Raw genomic sequence first — 15,446 nt, forward strand, 5'->3', positions numbered from 1 at the left:
ATTCGAGGACCTTCCGGAGCAAATTCCGGGAGGAATCGTCCGGGACACTCTTCACGCCCGCCGAATCTCATGCCCGGCTCCATTCTCGGGAACCGAGAGACCGGGTGGGGGCGGCCCCACCGGCGGCGGGGCCTGCACCGGCGGGGCCTGGGCCGGCCGGGGCCCGGGCCCCCGAACCGGCTGTGCCCGTCGGCTACCCGGCCCGGCGACGATCAACCACTCTCCGGCCGCCCCGACGGGTGCACCCGCCCCCGGCCCGGACACCTCAGCGTCCGGGGCCCCGTCCCGCCCAGCTCCACGCGTAGCCCGGGTCCTCGCTCGCGAGTCCGCCCTCGCCGAGGCCCAGCGGGCGGAACGTGTCGACCATGACGGCGAGCTCGTCGAAGGACTCCGCCCCCAGCGCCCGCTCGGTCGCCCCGGGCTGCGGGCCGTGGCTGTGCCCGCCCGGGTGCAGGCTGATCGAGCCCTGCCCGATGCCCGAGCCCTTGCGGGCCTCGTAGTCGCCGCCGCAGTAGAACATGACCTCGTCGGAGTCGACGTTGGCGTGGTAGTAGGGCACCGGCACCGCGAGCGGGTGGTAGTCGACCTTGCGCGGCACGAAGTTGCAGATCACGAAGTTGGCGCCCTCGAACACCTGGTGCACCGGCGGCGGCTGGTGCACGCGCCCGGTGATCGGCTCGAAGTCGGCGACGTTGAAGGTGTACGGGTAGAGGCAGCCGTCCCAGCCGACGACGTCGAACGGGTGGGTCGGCACCACGTAGCGGGTGCCGGTGACGCCGTGCGGCCCGCCGCGGTGCTTGACCAGCAGCTCGACGTCGGTCTCCTCGACCACCACCGGGTCCCCGGGGCCGTGCAGGTCCCGCTCGCAGTACGGGGCGTGCTCGAGCAGCTGCCCGTAGCGCGACAGGTAGCGCTTCGGCGGCGCGATGTGCGAGGTCGCCTCGATCGCGTAGGCCCGCAGCGGTTCCGACCCGGTCGGCACCCAGCGGTGGGTGGTGGCGCGCGGGAGCACGACGTAGTCGCCCTGCACCGCGGCCAGCGGGCCGAACACCGTCTCGACGGTCGCGGCGCCGGACTCGACGTAGACGACCTCGTCGCCCACGGCGTTGCGGTAGAGCGGGCTCGTCTCCCCGGCCACGACGTAGGAGATCCGCACGTCGGCGTTGCCGAGCACCAGCCGGCGCCCGGTGACGGCGTCGACGGCCTTCCAGTCCGGGGACCCGAGCTCGTGCAGCTTCAGGTGCCGCGGGATGAGCGGCCGGTTCTCCGTCAGCGACTGGTCGCCCGGGTCCCAGGGGGTCGCGTCGACGATCGCCGACGGCACGCCCACGTGGTAGAGCAGCGAGGAGTCCGAGGAGAAGCCCTCCTCCCCCATCAGCTCCTCGCGGTAGAGCGCGCCGTCGGGGCGGCGGTGCTGGGTGTGGCGCTTGGGCGGGACGTCACCGGCCCGTCGGTAGTACGCCATCGCGGGTCCTCTCGATCGGCGTGGTGCAGCCGCGCGCACGGTCGAGCGCGGCCCTGAGCATGTCGTGGCCGGGGGCGGCGAGCACGGCGGCGACGTGGGCGTCCGGGCGGATCACCCACACGTCGTCGGGCCGCGCGCCCAGCGCCGCGGTGAGCTCGCCGTCGTCGAGGTCGGCGACGGCGAGCACCCGCACCGGTCCGGGCACCCCGTCCGCGGCGCCGCGGCCGACGTCGGGGTCCACGGCCGCCCCGGCCAGGAGCAGGAACCCGTCGCGGGCCAGCGCGCGCAGCCGCCGCACCCCGTCCGGCCCGGTCACGGGTGCGTCCGGGACGAGCACGCCGGGGCCGGCCGCGGGCACCCGGCCGCGCGGTGGCCGCCCGGCGAACGGCCGGCGGGGATCGGGGGTGGTCAGGTCCGACCCGACGTACCAGAACGGCTCGGCCAGGCGGCCGGAGTCGACCCGCTCGCGGGCCGCCGGGTCGTCGGCCGCGCGGGCCAGCACGTCGGCGCGCACCCGGGCCCGGCCGGCGTCCTGCGGGACCAGGAAGTCCATCGTCGCCGTGGTGACCGCGACGTTCTCCACCGCCGCGGCGTGCCGCTCGGCGTGGTAGCTCTCCAGCAGCGACTCCGGCGCGCGGCCGTACCCGACCCAGGCGATCTTCCACGCGGCGTTCTCGGCGTCGGCGACGCCGGAGTTCAGCCCGCGGGCGCCGAAGGGCGACACCAGGTGCGCGGCGTCGCCGGCGAGCAGGACCCGACCGCGGCGCATCCGGTCCGCGACGCGGGAGTGGAACCGGTAGACCGAGGACCAGACGATCTCGTGGCCGCCGTCGCCGACGATCCGCCGGACCCGGTCGTCCAGCGCCCCGGACGCCGTCTCGGCGGCCAGGTCGTAGCCGGCCGGGACCTGCCAGTCGATGCGGAACGTCGAGTCCGGGCAGGGGTGGATGAGCACCTGGCGGCCGGGGTTCCACTCCGGGTCGAAGTGGAAGTGCCGCTCGTCCGCCCGCCCGGGCAGGTCGGCGCGCACGTCGCAGATCAGGAAGCGGTCGTCGAAGCTGTGCCCGTCGAAGGAGACGCCGAGCAGGGCGCGCAGCGCGTCGCTGCGGGCCCCGGCGCACACGACGAGGAACGACCCGTCGACGGCGCCGCCCCCGGCCGGCGTCACGCGCACGCCCCGCGGGCCCTGCTCGATCCCGACGACGTCGTGGCCCCACCGCACGTCGATCAGCGGCTGCGCGGCGATGCACTCGTCGAGGATCTGCTCGGTGCGGGCCTGGGACAGGTTCACGAACGGGGGGAACGCGGGGCACCCCGCCTCGGGGAAGGTCTGGCTGAACAGCTCGGCGCCGCGGTGGAAGGTCCGCGCGGTGGTCCAGGTGACGCCCTCGTCGGCGATCCGGCGGCCGGCGCCGACGGACTCCCAGACGTCGAGGACGTCGCGCTGCTGGCAGATGGCCCGGGAGCCGGTGACGTCGCGCTCCGGGCGCCGGTCCAGCACGACGGACGGCACGCCGTGGCGGGCGAGCAGCAGGGCGGTGGTCTGCCCGACCGGGCCCGCCCCGAGCACCAGCACGGGCGGCAGCGGCCACACCGGTGTGGTCATCGCGGCTCCTCGGTGGTCGTCGGCCGGTCAGCCCTGCAGGAGGGCCCAGACCTCCTGGTCGCGCTCGGCGGTCCAGATGACGGGCCGCTCGATCCCGGACAGCTCGTCCCACAGCCGGGAGACGTCGAAGGGCAGGCAGTGCTCGAAGATCGGCCAGTGGCCGTAGTCGTCGACCAGGGCCGCGTGGGTCGCCGCGAAGGCCTCGGCGAGCGTGCCGCCCCGCTGCTGGACGGCGGCGACCTCGCGCAGCATGACCTGCAGGAACGAGCGGGTCTGTGCGATCGCGGCGTCGACCTCGGCCCGGCCGCGGCTGACCGCGCCGCGCCCGCCGACGAGCTGCTCGGCCTCCAGCGCGGCGAGCCGGTCGAGGGTGGCGCCCGCCCACTCGCGGTGGAACGCGTCGCCGGTGTAGAGCGCGGCCCGGGCCTCGACGAGGTCGCCGGCGAACAGGATGCGCCGGCGCGGCAGCCAGGCGGTGATGTCGCCCTCGGTGTGCCCGCGGCCGTGGTGCTGCAGGACGAGCTCGCCGCGGTCACCGCCCAGGTCGATGGTCATCCGGTCGGCGAAGGTCAGGGTCGGCCAGGTCAGGCCGGGCACCGAGTCCGCGGCCTCGGCCAGGCGCGGCATCCGCGCGAACTCGCTGGCCCAGTCCTGCTCGCCGCGCTCGGCGATGAGCGCCGCGGTGGTCTCGTGGGCGACGACGGTCTGCGCGTCGAACGCGCTCGCGCCCAGCACGCGCACGGCGTGGTAGTGGCTGAGCACCAGGTACCGGACGGGCTTGTCGGTGTGCTCGCGCAGCCGGGCCAGCCACTTCGCGGCGGCGACCGGGGTGGCCAGCGCCTCGAAGCAGACGAGGAAGTCCTCCCCCTCGATCGCGCCGATGTTCGGGTCGCCCTCGGCGGTGAGGGCGTAGACCCCGTCGGCGAGCACCTCGAGGGTCTGCTCCTTGGCCGCGGTGTCGGCGGAGGAGGCGAACGACCTGGCCATCTCGGAGTCCTTCCGGCGAGCGAACGATCAAACATTGAAGTTCTCTCACCGAGGGTAGGCCCGCGCGGGCCCGAGCACCAGCCCCGGCTCAGGACCGCCGCTTGACCCAGTCCGCCTGCTGGGCGGCGCGGGCGAGCCGTCCGAGCAGGTCGTTGAGCACCTCCAGGTCGCCGTCCGGCAGCAGCGCGGCCCACTCCGACTCGCGCCGGTTGTGCCTCCGGAACGCCTCCTCCAGGCGCCGGCGGCCCTCGGTGGTGAGCGAGAGGTGCACCATCCGGCGGTCGCGCGGCGCGGGCCGCCGCTCCACCAGCCCGGCGGCAGCCAGGGTGTTGGCCAGGCTCGAGACGGCGGCGCGGCTCATCCCGCACAGCCCGGCGACCCGCCCGGCCTCCTGCTCCCCGGCGATCCACACCGTGAACAGCATCCGGAACGCCGACCAGCTCCAGCCCGCGGGCCGGTGCACCGTCGACTCGAGGTCGTAGACCAGCGAGCTCGCGACCCGGTGCAGGAGCAGGACCAGCGTCATCGACGCGCGGTCGGTCTCGGGCATCCGCTCGGCCGTGCGGTCCAGGGCGGTCCCGGCGAAGGCGAGGAACCCCGACGGCGGGTCCGGGGGCGGCCCGTCCGGCTCCCCGGCCCCGTCCCGGCCGGGCTCGGGGGCCGGCGGGCGGTCCGGGGCCCCGCCGTCGCGGCCCAGCCCGGACAGGAACGCCTCGATCACCTGTCCGCGCAGGTCCGGACCCTGCCCGGGGGCCGGCGCGACGGCGCGGGTGCCCGCCAGCAGGGCCAGCAGCTGCTCCACCAGCACCGGGGTCGGCCACGGTGTGCGGACCTCGCCGTCGGCGCGCGCCCGGTCGAGGAGGGCGGCGATCCGGTCGCGCCGGCGCACCGCCGCCTCGACGGCGACCGGCGGTACCCCCGGCACGTCCGCGCCGGGGGCGCCCAGCACCGCGACGGCCAGCGCGCGGAGCGCGGCGAGCCCGCTCGCCCCGCGCACCGCCCGCTCGATCCGTGCCTCCGCGGCGTCGACGCCGTGCCGGTAGGCGGCCTCGACGACCGCGTCCTTGCCGGGGAAGTAGTGGCGCACGGCGCCGTTCGCCATCCCGAGCGCGGCGCCGACCTCGCGCAGGGTCGTACCGGCGGGGCCGCGCTCGGCCATCAGCTCCCAGGCCGCCCGGGCGATGTCGGCCCGGCGACGGTCGTGGTCCACCTGTCTCGGCACGGCGCCTCCGTTTTTCTCCGATGGGAGACGATAGCCTCAACCGATCCGGTCCGCGCCGCCGGCGAGCTCGCGCAGCACCGCGAGGGCGCGGTCGACGAGCGGGCTGCGGTCGGCCGCGCGCGTCGCGGCCGTGAGCTCGATGGACACCGGCTCGTCGCCGGGCCCGAGGAAGGGCAGCGCGACGACCCCCGGCAGGGCGAGCGCCGCGGCGGGCTCGGGCACGACCGCCACCCCGAGCCCGGCCGCGACGAAGGTGACCATCGTGGAGGTCTCCACGACCTCGTGTGCGATCGGCGCGTCGAACCCCGCCTCCGCGCACATGCCGACCACGAGCGCGTGCATCGACGACCCGCGGGCGCCGGCGTGCGCGACGAGCTCGGCGGTGCGCAGGTCCTGCACCGTCACCCGGCGCCGGGCCGTGAACGGGTGCCCGGCGGGGGCGAGCACCACGAGCGGGTCGCGGCGCAGCGGGCACAGGTCGAGCCACGGTTCGGCCGGCGGCGGGCGCAGCAGCCCGATGTCCATCCGGCCCTCGGCCAGGGCCTCGACCTGGTCCGGCACGAGCATCTCGCCGCGGAAGGCGACGGCCACCGACGGGAGGCGGTCGCGCAGGGTGCGGGCGAAGCGGGGCAGCAGGGTGTACGTCGCCGAGCCGACGCAGCCGACGACCAGGCTGCCCTGCAGCCCGGAACCGATCCGCCGGGCCTCGGCCTCGGCGGCGGCGACCGCGTCGAGGACCGCCCGGGCACGGTGCAGGTAGGCGCGCCCCGCCTCGGTCAGCTCGACCCGTCGCGTGGTGCGGCGCAGCAGGTCGGTGCCGAGCTCGGCCTCCAGCCGGCGGATCTGGGTGGACAGCGGCGGCTGCGCCATGGCGAGCCGCTGCGCGGCGCGCCCGAAGTGCAGCTCCTCGGCCACGGCGACGAAGTAGCGCAGGTGCCGCAGTTCCACCCCACTCATACTTCCACGGTATCGATGGGGCGCGGACGTGTATTTCCGAATATCAGATCCGGGTCGTAGCGTGCAGGGGCGCGGGCGCGGCGCCCGGGAGCGGGAGAAGAGCCATGCGTGATGCGGTGATCTGTGAGCCGGTGCGGACCCCGGTGGGTGGGTTCGGGGGGTCGTTGCGTGATGTGGCGGCCCATTCCCTGGCCGCGACGGTGATCGGTGCGGTGATGGAGCGGACCGGGCTCGACGGCGGGGTCGTCGACGATGTGGTGCTGGGGCACTGTTACCCGTCGATGGACGCGCCGGCGATCGGGCGGGTCGCCGCGCTGGACGCGGGCCTGCCGGTGACCGCGGGGGGTATCCAGATCGACCGCCGGTGCGGGTCGGGGCTGCAGGCGGTGCTCTACGCGGCGATGCAGGTCCGTACGGGTGCGGCGGAGGTGGTGCTGGCCGGTGGGGCGGAGTCGATGTCGGGGGCGTCGTTCTACTCGACCGGGATGCGCTGGGGTGCCGCGGGTGCGGTCACGTTGAACGACTCGCTGGCCCGGGGCCGGGTGACCGCGGGCGGGGTGCGCTTCCCGGTGCCGGGCGGGATGCTGGAGACCGCGGAGAACCTGCGCCGCGACTACGGGATCGGCCGCGGCGAGCAGGACGAGTACGCGGTGCGGTCGCACCAGCGGGCGGCGGCGGCGCAGGCGGCGGGGGTGTTCGACGAGGAGATCGTCGCGGTGACGGTGCCCGGCCGCAAGGGCGACACCGTGGTGGAGCGTGACGAGCACGTCCGCCCGGACTCCACGGTGGACAAGTTGGCGAGGTTGCGTCCGATCCTGGGTCGTGACGACCCGGACGCGACGGTGACCGCGGGTAACGCCTCGGGGCAGAACGACGGTGCCGCGGTGTGTGTGGTGACCAGCCCGGACACGGCCGCGGAGCTGGGGTTGCGGCCGCTGGTGCGGGTCGTGTCCTGGGGGTTGGGCGGGGTCGCGCCGAAGACGATGGGTATCGGCCCGGTCCCGGCGACGGCCACGGCGCTGGCGGGGGCGGGGTTGACGCTGGCCGACATGGACCTGATCGAGCTGAACGAGGCGTTCGCCGCGCAGGTCCTGGCGTGCACGCGGGAGTGGAAGTTCACCGACGCCGATTTCGAGCGCACCAACGTGCACGGGTCGGGGATCTCGATGGGGCACCCGGTCGGGGCGACCGGTGGGCGGATCCTGGCCACGCTGTCGCGGGAGATGGTGCGTCGTGATGCCCGCTACGGGCTGGAGACGATGTGCATCGGCGGCGGGCAGGGCCTGGCCGCGGTCTTCGAACGCGTCTGACCGACCGGCCGCCCGGGCGCGGACCGGCCGGAGCGGAGATCGCCGACGCCGACCACGGCCGAGGGTCCCGGGCGATCTCCGCCGTCCGGCCCTGGGCCGCCGGCGCCGGGAGTCGTAGCGTCGGCGACCACGGGAGGCGCACATGGATCGGATGGCCGTGCAGCTGCGCAACGTCATCGTCGCCACCGACGAGTACCGGCGGGCCGAGGCCGCGGCGCTCGGCGTCGGTGTCCTCGAGGCCGCGGCGCTCGGGGAGCTCTACCACCGCGGCCCGCTGCCGCCGTCGGCGCTGGTGATCCGGCTCGGGATCGCCTCGGCCAGCGTCACCTCGCTGCTCGACCGCCTGACCGCGGCCGGGCTCGCCCGGCGCGAACGGCACCCGACCGACCGGCGCAGCGTCCTGATCGTGCTCACCCCGGAGGGGCGCCGGGCCATCGCGGCGATGTTCGACATGTTCACCGAGGACATCCTGGCCGCGGTCCAGCACGCCCGCCCCGAGCACGTCCGGGAGTTCACCGAGGTGCTGGCCGGCATCGCGGCGTCGCTGCTGCAGCGGGTGGCCGACCCCGACGCCGTGACCCGCGACCTCGCCCGCCGGGTCGGGAACGGCGAGCCGGACGCCGCCCCCGACACCGCCGGGCACGCCTGACGGCCGGCGGTGGCGGGGCTCAGGCGGCGTCGCGCGCGCGGCCGAGCCGCTCGACCAGGGTCACCAGCCGCACCAGCGAGCACGGGTGGCGCTCCGGCAGGTCGGCGTGCGCGGGGTGGCCGCAGACCCCCGCGGCGTCGGGCCGGTGCCCGAGGGCCAGCCGGTCGCAGATCGGCCCGCGGTCCGGCGACGCCAGCAGCAGATCGGCCATCCGCACGAGGGCGCGCGGCGACACCGCACGCCGATCCGTCCCGTACGTCGTTTCCGACACGACACACCTCCGCTCTCCGGTCCGTTCCACGGTAACCGCGGCGCGCCCCCGGGAAAGGGCACGGACCGTTCCTTTTGTTCGGCCCCCGGATTTCTCGTGGAGAACGGTTCCGTCCCCGCACACGACCGGTCCCGGCACGGTCCGACGTGCCCGCCCGCCCCCGCCGAGCTGCCCGTTCCGACCGGAACGTTCCGGACGAGGCGAACGACCGACGTGTTGCGGGTCTTTGGTCACCACCGGCCGCGACGGGCGGGACCTATCGTGGTCCGATGACCGACCACGAGCATCGCGCGTCGATTCCCGCGGTCGACACGCCGCTTTTCCCGACATTCTCCGCGACCGATCTCCTGGCGTGGCTCGACGGCCGCGACACCGAGGAGTCGGACCTGCTCGACTTCGGCGTGATCACCATCGGGCCCGACGACCGGATCGTCGGGTACAACCGCTACGAGTCCGAGCGCGCGGGCATCCGCCGCGACCGCGTGCTGGGGCGCGACCTGTTCGTCGAGGTCGCCCCGTGCATCAACAACTACCTCGTCGCCGAGCTCTTCCACGCCGGCGGGGACCTCGACCTGGAGATGGACTACGTGTTCACCTTCCGGATGCGCCCGACGCCGGTCCGGCTGCGGCTGCTCGCGGCCGCCGGCGCGGACCGCCGCTACCTGGCGATCCGGCCGAGGTGACCTCCGACCCGGTGCCCGCGGACGCCGCGGAGGAGCTGCAGGACCTGCTGCAGTTCTTCTACCAGTGTCCGGTCGGGCTGATCGAGACCCACGACGACGGCCGGGTGCGCCGCATCAACCCGGCGGCCGCCCGGATGCTCGCCCCCGCGCTGCGCCCCGGGGAGACCCTCGAGGGCGTCACCGGGGTCCTCGACCGGCTCGCCCCCGGACTCGCGGCGACGCTCACCGCCCACCGCGAGCGGCTCGGGCCGCTGCACCCGGGCCGGCGCATCGTCGTCGCACCGGCCGCGGGCGACGGGCGGCAGGTCGAGCTGCGCTTCGTGCGGGTGAGCCCCGACCGCGTCATGGTCGCGGCGTCGGACGTCACCGTCGAGCAGCACCTGGCCCACCGGACACTGACCCTCGCCGCGCGGCTGCGCGACGTCATCGCCGCCACCGAGGCCTACCGCGACGCGGCCGCGGACGTGCTCGGGGTCGGGGTCAGCGGGGTCTCGGCGCTGGAGGAGCTCGTGACCCGCGGCCCCCGCACCCCCAGCGCGATCGCCCGCAGGCTGGGGCTGAGCTCGTCGAGCGTCACCGCCGTCATCGACCAGCTGGAGTCCGCCGGGCTGGTCGAACGCGTCGACAACCCGGCGGACCGGCGCAGCACCCTGGTGACCCTGGCCCCGGGCGCACAGGACCGCGTCCGTCCGGTGCTCGACCTGCTGCTGTCGGGCATCGACCGGGTCGCCGAGGGGACCTCGGCGCACGCGCAGGACGTCGCGGCGACCCTGGAGGCGGTCACCGCCGCGCTGCGCAGCCGCACGGCCCTGCGGGGCCACGGCGCGACGCCGGCGGGTCAGCAGGGTCGCGCGTCCCGGTCCTGACCGCGGGCCTCAGCGCAGCCGGCGGGGCGTGCGCAGCGCGGCCTCCAGCACGGCCGACAGGTCGGCGTACTCGCCCACCGGCAGGTCCACGAGCAGCCGTCGCAGCACGCCCGGTGCGCCCCACGCGTCGGCCTCGGCCAGCACCTGCCAGCGCTGGGCCGGGAACGCCAGGCCCGCCAGCACCGGCCGTGCCGCCCGCAGGACGGCCTCGCGGCGCGGCGGGACCGGCCGCGGCACGACGACCGCCGACGCCCGCCGGCGCGGTCGCGCGCTGCCGGCGGGCGCGGCGGCGGGCGGCCGCGCGGGACGGGTCAGGGGCACCGTTCCCGCGACGGTCACCGGCCCGCCCCCGTCCGCCGCGGCGGGCACCGCAGCTCGTCCGGTCGGGTCTGGAGTTCCTCGCGCACGGCCACCTCCGGCGTCGTCCCCGGTGGTGCCGGGGCGGGCCCCCAGCATGTCGGCCCGCGGGCGCGGTCCTCGTGGGCCGGGCGGAGCAGTTCCGCCGGAGAATCGCGCGCCGCGGATCTCGCGCCTCCCGAGAGTCTCCGGGCCCGAGATTCACCGGTCCCGGGCGGACCCCGCGCACTCGTCGAGCGCACCGAGCAGGATCCCGACCCGCCGGGCGAAGTCGGTCAGCAACGCCTCCTCGGCGTCGCCGAAGGCCTGGTCCGCGGCGAAGCGGACCAGGGCGGCACCCCCGAGGAGGCGGTCGCGGTACACGACCGGCACCCCCACCACCGCGGTGATCGGGAACCGCTGCAGGAACCGGAGCTGCTCCGGCGAGGTCTCCGGGGGCGGGTGACCGCTCTCGACGCGGTAGCGGACCGGGCACCGCTCCTCCACCACCGGGCGCCACAGCCCGATCCGGCTGCGCTGGGCGGTCGCGTCCATCGTCGCGGTCATCGCGGCGGTCAGCCCCGGGTCGGGGTGGTGGGCGGTGAGCGGGAGCAGCCACTCACCGTCGGCCGACAGCATCCGCAGGGTGGCGGCGGTGCCCGCCGCGACCGCCAGCCGCTCGGTCATCGACCCGAGCAGGGCGCGCACACCGCCCTCGACGTCGCGGTCGAGCCGGTCGCGCAGCCACTCGCGCGCCGGCGTCGTCGTGCGATCGACCGTGGTTCCCCTGTCCACGACCCGCACCTCCGTCGGCGTCCCCGTTCGGGGGGACTCGCGGCGCGGTCCGGCGCCGTTACGCCCCGCACCGGGTGCGGCCCGGGGGCGATGGGCCGCACCCGGCTCTCAGGCGGCGGGTGCCCCCGTCCGTCCGGTCCTGTGCTGTGCGGCCGGTGCCGGCTCCGTACCCGGCCGGCGCGGGATCGTCGCCAGCGCGAGCGCGCCGAACACGACCACCCCGAACACCGCCAGCGCCACCGCCGACCAGCCCGGCAGCGCGCCCACGGTGAGCAGCGTGAACGCCGGGATCGCCGCGGTCACCCAGGCCTGCACGACCGTGACCCAGCCGGTGAAGCGGGCGATCCGGTCGCGCTTGAGCCCCAGCAGGACGAAGAACAGACCCCACAGGAACGCCCAGTACAGCCAGATCACCCCGAACGCCGCGTCACCGGCGATCGTGAAGTTCGCCCACGAGTAGCCGACGGCGGCGACGGCGACGAACAGCGAGAACCAGCCGACCCCGGTGCTGTCGAGCCGGGCGAGCTGGCCGATGCCGACGTAGAGGTAGGTGAACCCGAACAGGTAGAGCCCGGACGCGGCCAGGATCTGCGCCCGGTCCCCGTCCGCCCCGACGATCAGCAGCGTCGGGGTCAGCACCTGCAGCGCCCCGACGAACAGGTTGATCGGGGCCGCCGCCCGGCCCTCGACCAGCCCCAGCAGCATGAGGCCGTTCACGAACAGGACGGCCCCGACGTACAGCAGCCCGACCGATCCCATGACCGGCTCACCTCGCCGAGGCCGTCGGGACGCCCGGTCCCGGGTCGATCCGGGTCGGTCCGTCCTTCGCCGGGCGGACGTCCAGGTCGAAGATCTCGGTCGGGATGTACACCGTCGAGCACGAGTTCGGGATGTCCACCACGCCCGAGAGCCGGCCCTCGATCGGCGCCGCCCCCAGGATCATGTAGGCCTGGATGTCGGAGTAGCCGAACTGCTGCAGGTAGTCGATCGCGTGCAGGCAGGCCCGCTGGTAGGACAGGTGCGAGTCCAGGTAGCGCTGCTCCCCGGCCAGGGTCACCGAGGTGCCGGAGAACGCCAGCCACTCGCTGTACTGCGGGTCGGTGCGCCCGGGCATGAACACCGCGTTCTCGCTCACCCCGTACTTCGCCATCCCGTCCTTGATGACGTCGACGTGCAGGTCCATGAACCCGCCCATCTCGATCGCCCCGCAGAAGGTGATCTCGCCGTCGCCCTGGGAGAAGTGCAGGTCACCCATCGACAGCTTCGCGCCCTCGACGAACACCGGGTAGAAGACGCGGCTGCCCTTCGTCAGGTTCTTGATGTCCTGGTTGCCGCCGTTCTCCCGGGGCGGTGCGGTGCGCGCGGCCTCCGCGGCGACCCGGTCGAACTCGCCGCCGGTCAGGTCGCCGAGGATCGCGGAGTCCGGGTTCGGCGGCAGCGCCAGCGGCGGGACGCGCTGCGGGTCGGTGTCGATGAGCGCCTGCTCGCGGGCGTTCCACCGGCGCAGCAGCTCCGCCGAGGGCGCGGTGCCCATCAGGCCCGGGTGCACGATCCCGGTGAACGACACCCCGGGGACGTGCCGGGAGGTGGCGACGCCGCCGCGGAAGTCCCAGATCACCTTGTAGGCGTCGGGGAACTGCTCGGTGAGGAAGCCTCCGCCGTTGCGGGTGGCGAACACCCCGGTGTAGCCCCAGCCCTGCCCGGCCAGCGGCCCGGTGTCCTCCTGCGGGATCGGGCCGACGTCGAGGATGTCGACGATCAGCAGGTCACCCGGCTCGGCGCCGAGCACCGAGATCGGCCCGGACAGCACGTGCACCCCGGCGAGCGGGGCGTTGAGGATGTCGTCGGCGGAGTCGTCGTTGTGGATCGCGCCGTCGAACCACTCCCGGCAGTCGACCCGGAACGTGTCGCCGGGCCGTACCTGGACCAGCGCCGGGATGTCCGGATGCCACCGGTTGTGGCCGACGATCCGCTGTTCGGTGAAGCGCTTGCCCGAGTCGAGCGGGAACACAGTGGTGGGCATGGTGATCAGAGCTCCTGCGGTGGTGGGACGGCCGTGGTCACGGCCGTGGGAGGTGCGCCGTCGCGGGCGACGGGGCGGGCCGCCGTCCGTGCGCGGGTCGCCCGGGCAGCCGGTGGACCACCTCGGGCTCGGTCCGGGAGCGCTCGCAGTGGTCGAGCACCGCGGTCCGTCGCGCGCGGGCGTCGCCGACCAGCGGGGTGGTCGACCACCGCCGCACGGCACCGAGCCCGCAGTCCGGGCACGGGTGCCGGGCCGGGGCGGACCCCAGCGGCAGGCGGACGTCGAACGGCCCGTGATCCGGGCACCCGAACTGGTAGACGATCATCGCGACCTCCCTCGGACCTGTCGTGCACGCGGCACGGTCCTCGCGGCCGGTGGGAGCCGACACCGACCACAGGCCCGGGAACCGGGGACGAAGGTCCCGCGGCCCGGGGGAAGGGGGAACGCCGACGCCGGGCCACGGTGCGCCGGGGAGCGGACGCACCGGGACCCGGCAGCCGGGCGACCGGGTGCACGCCGGGTCCCACCCGGCGTGCCGGGGGCTCAGGCGGCGGGGTCCGCCGCGGCGCCGTGGTCCTGCGTGCCCGTGCAGGAGGGGTCGTCACGCAGGTGCCGGAAGCTGCGCGGCGTGCGCAGCAGCGGGTAGGACGGGTCCGGGTGGTGCGCCACCAGGCACGGCCGCCCCGGCGGGATCATCACCCAGCACCGCTCGCACAACCGGGTCTCGACGTCGTTCGGCATCGGGTCGCTCCCCCGACGGGCCCGGCCCTGGTGGCCGGGACTGTGCATCGAGGGTCCCGCCCGGCGCCGCCCCGGTTCGACGTCCCTGCGGAGCAATACCGGATGAGAAGCGTCGGGAACGGCTTTCACGCCGCGCGAACCTCACGGCCGGCTGGACTCTCGGGATCCGAGAGACCGGCCGGGCGCGCGGGCTCAGGGCTGCGCGGACAGCAGCCGGATCTGCACGACCACCGCGTCGAGGACGTCGCGCATGGACAGGATCCCCGCTGGCACCCCGGCCCGGGTCACCAGGAGGTGGCGGGTCCCGGCCTCCAGCATCGCCTCGGCGGCCTCCCGGACGCGGTCCTCGGCATCCACCGAGACGATCTCGGTGGTCATCACGTCGAGGGCGATGGTGTCGTCCGGGTCCAGGCCGGCGGCGAGCGCACCGGTGAGGTCCCGCTCCGACAGCACGCCGACGGTGGTGCGGCGACGCACCACGACGAGCAGGCCGATCTCGCCGGAGGTCAGCTCGCGCGCGGCGTCGCGCAGGCTGGTGTCCCAGTCGATCTCGGCGAGCGGGCCGCGCATGATGGCGCGCACGGCGGTGTCGTCGCGGACCGGTCCGGTGGTCGCGCTCATCCCGGCACCCCCGTCCGGACGACCGCCAGCGGGCACCGCAGCTCGTGCAGCAGGGCCTGGCTGGTCGAGCCGTGCAGCAGCCCGGTCAGGCCGGCACGGCCGCCCGTCCCGACCACGAGCAGCTGCGCGGTGGCGGCCCGGGCCAGCAGCGCCGCGCGGGGTGGGCCGTGGGCGACGATCCGGCGTACGCGGACGTCGGGGAACTTCTCGCCCCAGCCCGCCAGTGCCTCGGCCAGGATCCGCTGCTGGACCCGTTCGGTCTCGGCGCGGTCGATCCCGCCGGTGTCCTCCTCGACGCGGTCGGCTGCGGAGTCGTGCCAGGCGTGGACGGCGACCAGGTCGGCGCCGACGGCGTCGGCGTGCTCGAAGGCGAAGGCGAGCGCCGCCTCGCTGAGCGCGGTGCCGTCCACACCGACGGCGACCGCGCCGTGGGTCTCGGCGGGGCCGCGCCGCGGCGGGACCGCGACCAGCGGGCACGTCGCGGACACCGACAGCATCGCCGTCGTGCTCCACCCGAAGGACTCCAGCGGCTCACCGGTGTGCGGGGCGGTGACGAGCACGGCGGCGTCGCGGCTGTGCTCGCGCAGGACGGCGACGGTGTCACCGGTGAGGACCCGGCTCTCGACCGGCACGTCCGGGGCCACGTCGCGGGCGCGGTCCTGCGCCGCGTCGACCGCCTCGGCCGCGGTGCGGGCGAAACGGTGCCCTGCGACGTGCAGCAGCCGCAGCGGCAGACCGCGGGCCGCGGCGGCGCCGGCCGCCCAGGTGACGGCGGTCCGGTCCCGGGCCGAGCCGTCGACGGCGACCGCGACGCAGGCGTGGGGTGACGACATCTCTCCTCCTGGGGTGGCTCCCGCCACGGTGACCGGACCTCGGGCCGGGCGCGTCGGCACCAGGGCCCGCTGCGGGCGGGA

At 75.6% G+C, this 15,446-nt stretch carries 18 protein-coding genes; 4 read left to right on the top strand and 14 right to left on the bottom strand.

Features of this window, described 5'->3' with window-relative positions; all coding sequences use genetic code 11:
- Positions 1–265 precede the first annotated feature (265 nt).
- From WJX68_RS04265 to WJX68_RS04285, 5 genes are all read right to left on the bottom strand, one after another.
- Positions 266–1,465, bottom strand: a complete 1,200-nt coding sequence (locus tag WJX68_RS04265; RefSeq protein ID WP_340286263.1) for a homogentisate 1,2-dioxygenase — start codon at positions 1,463–1,465, stop codon at positions 266–268.
- Positions 1,440–3,071: an FAD-dependent monooxygenase gene (locus WJX68_RS04270; protein WP_340286264.1), complete on the bottom strand. Its 1,632-nt coding sequence runs from the start codon at positions 3,069–3,071 to the stop codon at positions 1,440–1,442. Before WJX68_RS04270 ends, WJX68_RS04265 begins: the two co-directional genes overlap by 26 nt.
- 27 nt (positions 3,072–3,098) lie before the next feature.
- Positions 3,099–4,058 carry an MBL fold metallo-hydrolase gene (locus WJX68_RS04275; protein WP_340286265.1) on the bottom strand — a complete coding sequence of 320 codons (960 nt, stop codon included), beginning with the start codon at positions 4,056–4,058 and terminating at the stop codon, positions 3,099–3,101.
- Between the two features lie 88 nt (positions 4,059–4,146).
- Entirely contained in the window at positions 4,147–5,280 is a 1,134-nt protein-coding gene (locus WJX68_RS04280; RefSeq protein ID WP_340286266.1) for a TetR family transcriptional regulator, read from the bottom strand.
- 36 nt (positions 5,281–5,316) lie between these two features.
- On the bottom strand, positions 5,317–6,237 hold the full coding sequence (locus WJX68_RS04285; protein WP_340286267.1) for a LysR family transcriptional regulator: 921 nt from the start codon (positions 6,235–6,237) through the stop codon (positions 5,317–5,319).
- A 104-nt stretch (positions 6,238–6,341) separates the two neighbouring features.
- Between WJX68_RS04285 and WJX68_RS04290 the strand changes: the two genes are divergently transcribed.
- On the top strand, positions 6,342–7,547 hold the full coding sequence (locus WJX68_RS04290) for an acetyl-CoA C-acetyltransferase (protein WP_340286268.1): 1,206 nt from the start codon (positions 6,342–6,344) through the stop codon (positions 7,545–7,547).
- A gap of 142 nt (positions 7,548–7,689) precedes the next feature.
- Positions 7,690–8,196, top strand: coding sequence for a MarR family winged helix-turn-helix transcriptional regulator (locus tag WJX68_RS04295; RefSeq protein WP_340286269.1), 507 nt, complete (start codon positions 7,690–7,692; stop codon positions 8,194–8,196).
- Positions 8,197–8,215: 19 nt separating this feature from the next.
- On the opposite strand, the gene WJX68_RS04300 is transcribed toward WJX68_RS04295, so the two are convergent.
- Positions 8,216–8,407 carry a hypothetical protein gene (locus tag WJX68_RS04300; RefSeq protein WP_340286270.1) on the bottom strand — a complete coding sequence of 64 codons (192 nt, stop codon included), beginning with the start codon at positions 8,405–8,407 and terminating at the stop codon, positions 8,216–8,218.
- A 329-nt stretch (positions 8,408–8,736) separates the two neighbouring features.
- On the opposite strand from WJX68_RS04300, the gene WJX68_RS04305 reads away from it, so the two are divergent.
- A complete protein-coding gene (locus WJX68_RS04305) occupies positions 8,737–9,150 on the top strand; it encodes a hypothetical protein (protein WP_340286271.1) in 414 nt (137 codons plus the stop codon).
- Positions 9,147–10,016, top strand: a complete 870-nt coding sequence (locus tag WJX68_RS04310; RefSeq protein ID WP_340286272.1) for a MarR family transcriptional regulator — start codon at positions 9,147–9,149, stop codon at positions 10,014–10,016. The genes WJX68_RS04305 and WJX68_RS04310 overlap by 4 nt, the downstream gene beginning before the upstream one ends.
- A 9-nt stretch (positions 10,017–10,025) precedes the next feature.
- Here the strand turns inward: WJX68_RS04310 and WJX68_RS04315 are convergent, their stop codons facing one another.
- The 8 genes from WJX68_RS04315 to WJX68_RS04350 form a co-directional block, all read right to left on the bottom strand.
- The gene (locus WJX68_RS04315) at positions 10,026–10,337 is read right to left on the bottom strand and encodes a hypothetical protein (protein ID WP_340286273.1); all 312 of its coding nucleotides are present in this window, start codon (positions 10,335–10,337) and stop codon (positions 10,026–10,028) included.
- 237 nt (positions 10,338–10,574) lie between these two features.
- The gene (locus tag WJX68_RS04320) at positions 10,575–11,147 is read right to left on the bottom strand and encodes a GAF domain-containing protein (RefSeq protein ID WP_340286274.1); all 573 of its coding nucleotides are present in this window, start codon (positions 11,145–11,147) and stop codon (positions 10,575–10,577) included.
- Between the two features lie 108 nt (positions 11,148–11,255).
- Entirely contained in the window at positions 11,256–11,906 is a 651-nt protein-coding gene (locus WJX68_RS04325) for an AmiS/UreI family transporter (RefSeq protein WP_340286275.1), read from the bottom strand.
- A 7-nt stretch (positions 11,907–11,913) separates the two neighbouring features.
- Positions 11,914–13,170 (bottom strand): formamidase, encoded by a 1,257-nt coding sequence (gene fmdA, locus WJX68_RS04330; RefSeq protein ID WP_340286276.1) that lies wholly within the window; start codon positions 13,168–13,170, stop codon positions 11,914–11,916.
- A 37-nt stretch (positions 13,171–13,207) separates the two neighbouring features.
- Entirely contained in the window at positions 13,208–13,495 is a 288-nt protein-coding gene (locus WJX68_RS04335) for an FmdB family zinc ribbon protein (protein WP_340286277.1), read from the bottom strand.
- A gap of 218 nt (positions 13,496–13,713) precedes the next feature.
- Positions 13,714–13,911, bottom strand: a complete 198-nt coding sequence (locus WJX68_RS04340) for a hypothetical protein (protein WP_340286278.1) — start codon at positions 13,909–13,911, stop codon at positions 13,714–13,716.
- Between the two features lie 192 nt (positions 13,912–14,103).
- The gene (locus WJX68_RS04345) at positions 14,104–14,532 is read right to left on the bottom strand and encodes a CBS domain-containing protein (protein ID WP_340286279.1); all 429 of its coding nucleotides are present in this window, start codon (positions 14,530–14,532) and stop codon (positions 14,104–14,106) included.
- Positions 14,529–15,365 (bottom strand): universal stress protein, encoded by an 837-nt coding sequence (locus WJX68_RS04350; protein WP_340286280.1) that lies wholly within the window; start codon positions 15,363–15,365, stop codon positions 14,529–14,531. Before WJX68_RS04350 ends, WJX68_RS04345 begins: the two co-directional genes overlap by 4 nt.
- Between the last annotated feature and the right edge of the window lie 81 nt (positions 15,366–15,446).

The sequence above is a fragment of the Pseudonocardia spirodelae genome (assembly GCF_037727765.1).
Lineage (GTDB): Bacteria > Actinomycetota > Actinomycetes > Mycobacteriales > Pseudonocardiaceae > Pseudonocardia > Pseudonocardia spirodelae.